Genomic DNA, 1,473 nt, shown 5'->3' with positions numbered 1-1,473 from the left:
CACAACCAGGCAATTGCCAATGAGATTGCCGGCCGTTTCTACGCAGAGCGCGGTTACGAGAAGATCGCGGCGACCTATTTGCGGGCCGCGCGGGCCTGCTACCTGCGCTGGGGAGCCGACGCAAAGGTCCGCCAACTCGAGGAGCTTTACCCGCACCTCAAAGTGGACAAGTCGATCGTGGATTCCACGGCGACGATAGTGACACCCGTCGAGCAGCTCGATTTGGCTACCGTGATCAGAGTCTCGGAAGCGGTGTCAGGCGAGATCGTTTTCGAGAAGTTAATCAACACGCTTATGAGATCGGCAATCGAACACGCGGGCGCCGATCGAGGTCTCTTAATTCTTCCGCGAGGCGACAAATATCAAATTGAAGCAGAGGCCACAACCAGCAGTGACAATGTGAACGTGGTCCTGAAACAGACGCGCGTCACGGCCGCAGATCTACCGAAGTCTGTATTTGACTACGTCCTTCGAACAAAAGAAAGCGTTCTCCTGCACGATGCGTCCGGTCAGAACTCGTTTTCAGCGGATGCTTATATTCGCGATCACCGCTCACGGTCGGTGCTCTGCCTTCCGATACTTAAGCAGACCAGGTTGATTGGAATCCTGTACTTGGAGAACAACCTTACGACTGGCGCGTTTACTCCTGCTCGAATGGTGGTCCTCAGACTGCTCGCTTCCCAGGCGGCTATCTCAATCGAGAACGCCAGCCTGTACCGCGAGCTAGCTGAGCGGGAGGCCAGGATACGACGGCTAGTAGATGCCAACATCATCGGCATCTTCGTCTGGGATCGTGACGATCGGATCATCGATGCCAACGAAGCTTTTCTCCGGATCGTCGGATACGGCCGCGACGATCTCGTCTCCGGTCGACTGCGTTGGCGGGATCTGACGCCCGCCGAATGGCGCGATGCCGACGACCGACGCGTTGCGGAGCTGGAGGCGACCGGAACCGCGCAACCCTATGAGAAGGAGTACTTCCTGAAAAAAGGTGGCCGCGTGCCGGTGCTGGTCGGGGCAGCGACGTTCGGCGAGGGACACGACCAGGGCGCGGGCTTCGTGGTCGACTTAACCGAGCGCAAGCGGGCGGAGAAGGAAATTCGCGAAAGCGAGCGGCGTTACAGGGAGGTGCAGATGGAGCTCGTGCACGCGAATCGAGTGGCAACAATGGGGCAGCTCTCGGCTTCAATTACCCACGAAGTCAACCAGCCGATCGGCGCGACGCTCAACAATGCCTCAGCGGCGTTGCACTGGTTAAGCAAAGAACCGGCGGATCTGGAGAAAGCTCGGCAGGCTCTCAACCGGATCTTTGCAAACGGCAATCGCGTCAGCGAGGTCGTCGGCCGGATGCGCGCGCTTTTCAAAAAAGCACCTCTCCGGAAAGAAGACGTGGACATAAATGGAGCAATCCTCGAGGTCATCGCCCTGACCCATGGCGAAGTCGTGAAGAACGGCATTTCGGTGCAGTCACAC

1 protein-coding gene is annotated in these 1,473 nt (G+C 58.1%); it reads left to right on the top strand.

From position 1 onward, the window contains the following. Positions 1-1,473: GAF domain-containing sensor histidine kinase (locus SO139_RS46115; protein ID WP_498542143.1), on the top strand; the 1,473-nt coding region annotated here is incomplete at both ends.

It is taken from the genome of Bradyrhizobium sp. UFLA05-89, assembly GCF_059803475.1.
Note: the sequence above shows the minus strand (reverse complement) of the source record. Positions and strands in the feature narration are given on the sequence as shown.